Origin of the sequence: Rufibacter ruber, assembly GCF_001647275.1 — a bacterium.
GTDB lineage: Bacteria > Bacteroidota > Bacteroidia > Cytophagales > Hymenobacteraceae > Nibribacter > Nibribacter ruber_C.
Map to the genome: position 1 here is coordinate 1 of NZ_LRMM01000117.1, position 6827 is coordinate 6827.

Annotated in this window: 5 protein-coding genes; 4 read left to right on the forward strand and 1 reads right to left on the reverse strand. The window is 51.5% G+C overall.

All coding sequences use genetic code 11. The features are described 5' to 3' along the window. Positions 1–104 precede the first annotated feature (104 nt). A complete protein-coding gene (locus A8O25_RS21620; RefSeq protein ID WP_066839637.1) occupies positions 105–800 on the forward strand; it encodes a LytR/AlgR family response regulator transcription factor in 696 nt (231 codons plus the stop codon). A 117-nt stretch (positions 801–917) separates the two neighbouring features. Here A8O25_RS21620 and A8O25_RS21625 read toward each other — a convergent pair whose 3' ends face one another. Next, positions 918–1619: a fasciclin domain-containing protein gene (locus A8O25_RS21625; protein ID WP_161947810.1), complete on the reverse strand. Its 702-nt coding sequence runs from the start codon at positions 1617–1619 to the stop codon at positions 918–920. 586 nt (positions 1620–2205) lie between these two features. On the opposite strand from A8O25_RS21625, the gene A8O25_RS23350 reads away from it, so the two are divergent. The 3 genes from A8O25_RS23350 to A8O25_RS21640 all read left to right on the forward strand — a co-directional run bounded on the left by A8O25_RS23350 (position 2206) and on the right by A8O25_RS21640 (position 6250). After that, positions 2206–2343, forward strand: a complete 138-nt coding sequence (locus tag A8O25_RS23350; RefSeq protein WP_161947811.1) for a hypothetical protein — start codon at positions 2206–2208, stop codon at positions 2341–2343. A gap of 111 nt (positions 2344–2454) precedes the next feature. Continuing rightward, positions 2455–3486, forward strand: coding sequence for a GntR family transcriptional regulator (locus A8O25_RS21635; RefSeq protein WP_066839642.1), 1032 nt, complete (start codon positions 2455–2457; stop codon positions 3484–3486). A gap of 637 nt (positions 3487–4123) precedes the next feature. Further along, the gene (locus A8O25_RS21640; protein WP_066839644.1) at positions 4124–6250 is read left to right on the forward strand and encodes a bifunctional aldolase/short-chain dehydrogenase; all 2127 of its coding nucleotides are present in this window, start codon (positions 4124–4126) and stop codon (positions 6248–6250) included. Positions 6251–6827: the final 577 nt, after the last annotated feature.

Genomic DNA, 6827 nt, shown 5'->3' on the forward strand with positions numbered 1-6827 from the left:
GGGGGCTGTTTTCTGAAAAAACAGCCCCAAAACGGAAAGGAGCTTTTTAGTTGTAAAGTTGAGTCCCCTTTTGGCTGCCTTTGGCCGAAGAACAAGCGAGAAGAATGAGAGCCATTGCCGTAGATGATGAACCCATGGCGCTGGAGGTGGTGCGCTCCCACGCCAGCAAGGTGCCGTTCCTGGAGCTGAACGCCTGTTTCACAGACGCCTTCAAGGCCATGGAATACCTGCAGCAGGAGCCGGTAGACGTGCTGTTTCTAGACATTAAAATGCCAGACATCACCGGCCTTGAGTTTGTAGCCAGCCTCCAGAAAAAACCGCTGGTCATTTTCACCACCGCCTATTCTGAGCACGCCGTCACCAGCTTTGAGCTGGACGCCATTGATTACCTGCTCAAGCCGTTCTCCCTGGCCCGTTTTGTGAAAGCCTGCAACAAAGCCCAGGAGCTTCTGAAACTTAGGGCTCAGGCGCATCTGATCGCTCCTTCTTCGGCGCAAGCCGCCAAAGAGTACCTTTTTTTAAAAACCGGCTATGAGCAGGTGAAGGTGCTGTTTGACGAGATTCTGTATCTGGAGGCGGCCGGGAATTACGTGACGTTTGTGCTGGAAAACAAGAAACTGCTGTCCCGCTTCACCATTGCCGAACTCTGTGACGTGCTTCCGGCGGACAGGTTCATTAGGGTGCACCGGTCGTATATTGTGGCCAAAGACAAGATTGAGAAAGTGGAGCGCCACCAGGTGACCATTAAAGGGGCAGAAGTTCCCATAGGGGCCTCTTACGCCCAGCAGTTACAGCTGTAAAAGGCAATCAGCTTCTGTTTGCTGTTTTTCTGAAAACAGCCCCAAAACAGAAGCTGCCAAAAAAAGAAGGCTCCCTTTCTCAGAAAGGGAGCCTTCTTCTCTTCCATTGAAGGGAGGTTATCTAATGTCATTGCCTTCGCGCACGTCCAGATCTGGCAGGATCACGCTGTCAATCACGTGAATTCTACCGTTAGAGGCTTCCACGTCATTGCGAACAATCTGGGCACTGCCAACAAAAATGGTGTTGCCTGGGTTATTGGTGCTGATGGGGATGTACCGGTCTTCACCCATGCTGATGCGGGTGCTGTTGTTGAACCTGGCGGTAGATACTTCTGATGCCAGAATGTGGGCTTGCAAAATTCTGGAAAGCAAAGCCGTGTTGTCGCTTCTGAGTAACATTTCCAGTTTTTCTTTGGGCAGCTTGGCAAACGCCTCATTGGTAGGGGCAAACAACGTGGCTTTTTCTACCCGCTCCAGGTCATCGGTTAGGTTGGCCCGCTCTATCAGCTGCACAAAGGTGGTGAGGTTAGGGCTTTTCCTGGCCAGTTCCAACACAGTATAGTTTTCGGTGTCATCAATGGCATCAAACATGTCATTGATGTCTTCTGGGTTCTCCATGAGCAGGGCGGTAGGCGCCAAGGTGGCAATGGGCACCATCACTTGTTCCTCCACTACCAACACATTCAGCTGGTTGTCATCTTCATCCATTGCCATACCGGCCATGGCTGAGGTTTCTGTCCGGCTCATGTCTTCCATGGCGGTAGTGTTGGAGCTGGCACAACTGAAGAGGGTAAAGGAGCTGAATGCTAAAAATGCCAAAGGTTTTAAAACTGTACTTTTCATAGTCTTTGTTGTTTAATTTGCTTTTCAAATAAAGATTAGTTGCAATCCTTTTATTAGTTCTACTGATAAGAAAAGGAGAGGTTGCGTATTAAATTCAATTTTGATGTATGCGTGTTTGTTGTTGTAAATATTAATATTCAGCTAATTGTAAATATTTAGATAGGGAAATTTTATTGAAACGGATCGGAAAAATTCTAACTGCTAACGTGCTGTTCTGTGGTGGCTACTAGACGTACCCCCCTGAGTTTGATTAGCGCTCTCGTTTATGTTTCTGGCCCAAGCGTCTGGTTGTTCCTTTTAAAAATTAAGTTACTGTTTTGGGGCTGTTTTCAGAAAAGCAGGCCTAAAACGCTGGCACAACCGGAGCTTGCGCCAGCCAAGGTGCTAGAAATGCAGAAACGGGATACCAACCAACTGCTTCAACAGAAAAAGTAAACGTAATTGTTACTCAGAAGCTCACTTTAATTGTTGCCCAAAAGCTCACTTAGAGTCCATAGGGAAAAGGCACTTCCCATTTGTATGTGTCTTAGCCAAGGGAGGTGTTTAGCAGGTGTCGCTTTTAGTGAAGGCTGGGACAGCAGACATTCAGGACTCCTCCGGTGATGTGCGTGAGGCGAAACAGCAGGCGCAGCACCGGCTGGGTTCTGCTTTCCAACCTGTCTCCGTTCTGCTGCAAGACCCGCTCAGGTACTGCTGGTAATGGTGCATACCGCAAAAGCCGCAGGTCTTTTGTTTGAGATTAAAAATAGGGAGGAGTGTTCAGAAGCAGTTTCATAGTACCTTTAAGGCTCAGAGAAGTTTGACTTAAAATATGTCGCCAGACCAAATTCTTTCCTGTCTCTCCATTGACCCCTACGCGGCCACGCCCAAATACCAGCAGGTGACCAGCGCCATACAGGCGGCTATTGAGAAGGGGCAGATCAGGAAGGGAGACGTGCTGCCCTCGCTCAACGAGCTTACCTATAGCCTGGACATTTCCCGTGATACCGCTGAGAAAGCCTACAAAGCGCTCAAGCAGATGGGAGTTCTGGGTTCTGTGCCCGGCAAAGGGTATTACATAGAGAACACCCAGCTGCAGCAGAACCTCAAGGTGTTTCTGCTGTTCAACAAACTGAGTGCCCACAAGAAAATCATCTATGATGCCTTTGTGGAGGCGCTGGGGCCAGAGACGCACGTAGATTTCTACATCTACAACAATGACTACGCGCTGTTCAAGAAGATGCTGGCCCGCCGCAAAGAGGAGTACACCCACTACGTCATCATTCCCCATTTCGTAGAGGGCGGAGAGCAGGCCCACGAGGTCATCAACCTGCTGCCCAAAGAGAAGCTGGTGCTGCTGGATAAGAAACTGCCCGGCGTGACCGGCCACTTTGCCGCCGTGTATGAGAACTTTGAGCAGGATATTTACGGGGCGCTTGCGCAGGTGGCAGAAGAGCTGAGAAAGTACAGGGTGCTGAAACTCGTGTTCCCCCACCACAGCTATTTCCCCGCCGAGATTGTGACAGGCTTTGAACGGTTCTGCCGGCAATACCATTTTGCCTACCAGGTGCTGCCCCAGGTGCAGGTGGCAGAGATTCAGGAGGGAGACGTGTTCATTAATCTAGTGGAAGGCGATCTGGTAGCCCTTCTGCAAGGCATTCTGGCCGAAGGCCTGGAAGTAGGCCGGCAGGTGGGCGTTATCTCCTACAATGAAACCCCGCTCAAAAGATTCATCCTCAACGGCATTACCACTATCTCCACAGATTTCCAGAAAATGGGGGCTTTGGCCGCGCAACTTATCCTGCAGCATTCCCGCCAGCACCTGGAGGTGCCTTTCTCCATCATCAAACGCGCCTCTATTTAAGGAGGCGGGTACGGCCAATGCCCCGGCAGCCATTCTTAGCAGCGGGTGAATGGTTTTCCCTTTATCTATCGATATGGAGCGTGGGGCCTTAACATAGCACAAGCCTGTGCCTGCGTTTTGGGGCTACTTTCCCAAAAACAGCCCCAAAACAGAAACTTACTGATCTATAAGGCACCACCGGATGCCTGCGCCATAACCTGAACATAGAAACGCGAAACCGCTTTAGATCAAAGCTGGTGAAGAAGGTCTCTGTCCCACACAGACGCGCGTGCCACTTTCAGAAACCCCGGTTACCGGGCTGTTTCTAAGCCATTGCTAAAAGCAATTGCCTGCGCCAGGCAAGCGGGTGAGTTTCATGGGGTTGGCAACTGTCAATTTATTAATCTTTAGAGTTTTTATAATTGGCTTTTTGCCGAAATAACAGCGAAGGCCGCCATAAATAATACTTTCTGCATAGAATCTGTCGGCAGCGGGCAGGACAGTGCAGGACAGTTCCCTGCCTTAAGCTTCCTACTTTCGTTCATCACTCTTTCCGCCAAGCCTGTTTTCGCTGTTTTCTGAAAAACAGGCCGAAAACAGGAAAGCGTTTAGCTCCTTTTACAGAGCGTCGGGGTGAGGCAATTAAAAAAAGGAAACTATGTCTGAAGTAACTGCAAACACTACGTTTAAACATGTGAGCTACCTATGGAATGAGGCTGAGGCGGCCAAGCTGGAAGGCGATGAGGTAGCCCTGCTCATTTACCGTTCCAACCTGTTGGGCGCTGATTTGCGCCTCACCAACTACGGCGGCGGCAACACCTCCTGCAAAACCACCGCCAAAGACCCCTTGACCGGGCAAGATACCGAGGTAATGTGGATCAAGGGCTCCGGCGGTGATTTAGGTACGTTGAAGAAGAGCGGCCTGGCGGCTTTGTACGTAGACCGCCTGCGTAGTCTGGAGAACGTGTACCGTGGCATTGCCCAGGAAGACGAGATGGTGGAGCTCTTCAACCACAGCATCTTCGACCTTAATTCCAAGGCCCCGTCTATTGATACCCCGCTTCATGGCTTTCTGCCGTTCAAGCACATTGACCACCTGCACCCAGACGCAGCCATTGCCATTGCCGCCGCCAAAGACGGCCAGCGCATCACGCAGGAATTGTTTGGGGGCACCATTGGCTGGGTGGGTTGGCAGCGCCCCGGTTTTGACCTGGGTTTGCAGCTACGCCAGTGCCTGGAAGAGAACCCCGGCATCAGGGGCATCATGTTGGGCTCGCATGGCCTCTTCACCTGGGGAGACACCGCCTATGAAAGTTACCTGAACACCCTGGAGGTCATTGAGCGCTGCGCGGAATACCTGGAGGAGAATTACCAAAAGAACGGCCCTGCTTTCGGCGGAGCCAAAATAGAAAGCCTGCCCGCTGAGCAGCGCAAAAAGCAGGCGGCCGCCCTGGCCCCGGTCCTGCGGGGCTTCTGCTCCAGTGAGCGCCACATGGTGGGCCATTTCACAGATGATGCCCGCGTACTGGAGTTTATCAACTCAAACGACCTGGCCAAACTGGCCCCCATGGGCACCAGTTGCCCGGACCATTTCCTGCGCACTAAAATCAGTCCGCTGGTCTTGAATTTAGCGCCAGATGAGGATTTGTCTGATGTGCAGGCCCTCAAGGAGCGCCTGGCTCCGGCGTTTGCCGATTACCGCCAGATGTACACCCAGTACTACGAGACCTGCAAGCATGACAACAGCCCGGCTATTCGGGATGCCAATCCAGTGATTATCCTGTATCCTGGCGTGGGCATGTTCTCGTTCTCCAAAGACAAGCAGACCGCCCGCGTAGCCGCTGAGTTCTACCTGAACGCCATCAACGTGATGAAAGGCGCTGAGGCTATTTCTGAATACACTTCGCTGCCGCGTCAGGAGGCGTTTGACATTGAGTACTGGTTACTGGAAGAGGCCAAGCTGCAGCGTATGCCTAAGCCCAAAGCCTTATCAGGGAAGATAGTCCTGGTGACTGGCAGTGCCGGGGGTATTGGCAAAGCCATTGCCAGAAAGTTTGTGGAAGAAGGCGCCGTGGTGATTCTGAATGATATGAACGAGGAGCGTCTGCAAGGGGCAGGAGAAGAATTCAAGAAGCTTTACGGCAGAGATTCCTACGCCACCGCCGCCTTAGACGTGACCAACGACCAGCAGATTCAGGAAGCCTTTGCTACTGCGGCTCTGGCCTTTGGGGGCGTAGACATTGTGGTGAACAATGCCGGGCTGTCCATTTCCAAAACCGTGGAAGGGCATACCGAGAAAGACTGGGATTTGCTTTATGAGGTGCTGGTGAAAGGCCAGTTCTTTATCACTCAGGCCGCCGTGGAGGTCATGCGCAAGCAAGCCATTGGCGGTGATATCCTGAACATTGTGAGCAAGAACGCGCTGGTGAGCGGCCCCAACAATGCCGGTTACGGCAGCGCCAAAGCCGCCCAACTGCACCTGAGCCGCCTCAACGCCGCTGAACTGGGGGCAGACGGCATAAGAGTGAACGTGGTGAACCCAGACGCGGTCATCTCTGACAGCAACATCTGGGCTGGCGGCTGGGCCGAAGGCAGGGCCAAAGCCTACGGGATTACCGTGGAGGAGCTGCCCGCCTATTACGCCAAACGCACGCTGCTCAACCAGATCATTCTGCCAGAGGACATTGCCAATGCCTGCTTCGCCTTTGTGGGCGGCCTACTCAGCAAAACTACCGGGAACATGCTCAACGTAGACGGCGGCATTGCCATGGCTTTCCCAAGGTAAAGGTTTCACCTCCTGTTTTCGGGCTGTTTTCTGAAAAACAGGCCGAAAACAGGACTTAGCTGCACAACCTGTTCAGTTGGTGTAATGCCTTTTGCTGCTAAATGTCAGGACAAAAAGTGGTGTGGTGATTTTTCTGTCATCCTGGAACGACCTTGGTGGTGGACGGCAAAAGCGGGCATGAAGTGCTTTTCTAGTTTGCCCACAAGATCCATTCAGGATGACAGAATAGTGTGCTGTACTTCTGTCCCAGGCATAATTGAAAAAAATTGAATTTAGACTAATAGATAAGGAATAGCACGGATCGCCGCTGGCCGCTGTTCAGGATTTCTAATCCTGAACCACTCTGTCGGGGATTTGTAATCCCTGTTTCCTGCCCTTTTTATAGGGGCACTGGTGTGGCCTCTAAGAACAGGAATGCTAGTAACCGCGAAGCCACTTGCACCCTAAGTCACAGCAGCAACAGGGATGCTCGTTTGATTTAACGCGAAAGAATATTAACTTAACGCACTAAGATTGGTGTTATTTTTCTGTTTTTCTAGTCTAGTTTTTCAAGAAAAACAATGGGCCCGGAAAAACC

What these genes read in the sequence shown, in the direction of transcription:
- A8O25_RS21635 (WP_066839642.1), top strand. Translation starts at nt 2,455, where the DNA reads ATGTCGCCAGACCAAATTCTTTCCTGTCTCTCCATTGACCCCTACGCG.
- A8O25_RS21620 (WP_066839637.1), top strand. Translation starts at nt 105, where the DNA reads ATGAGAGCCATTGCCGTAGATGATGAACCCATGGCGCTGGAGGTGGTG.
- A8O25_RS21640 (WP_066839644.1), top strand. Translation starts at nt 4,124, where the DNA reads ATGTCTGAAGTAACTGCAAACACTACGTTTAAACATGTGAGCTACCTA.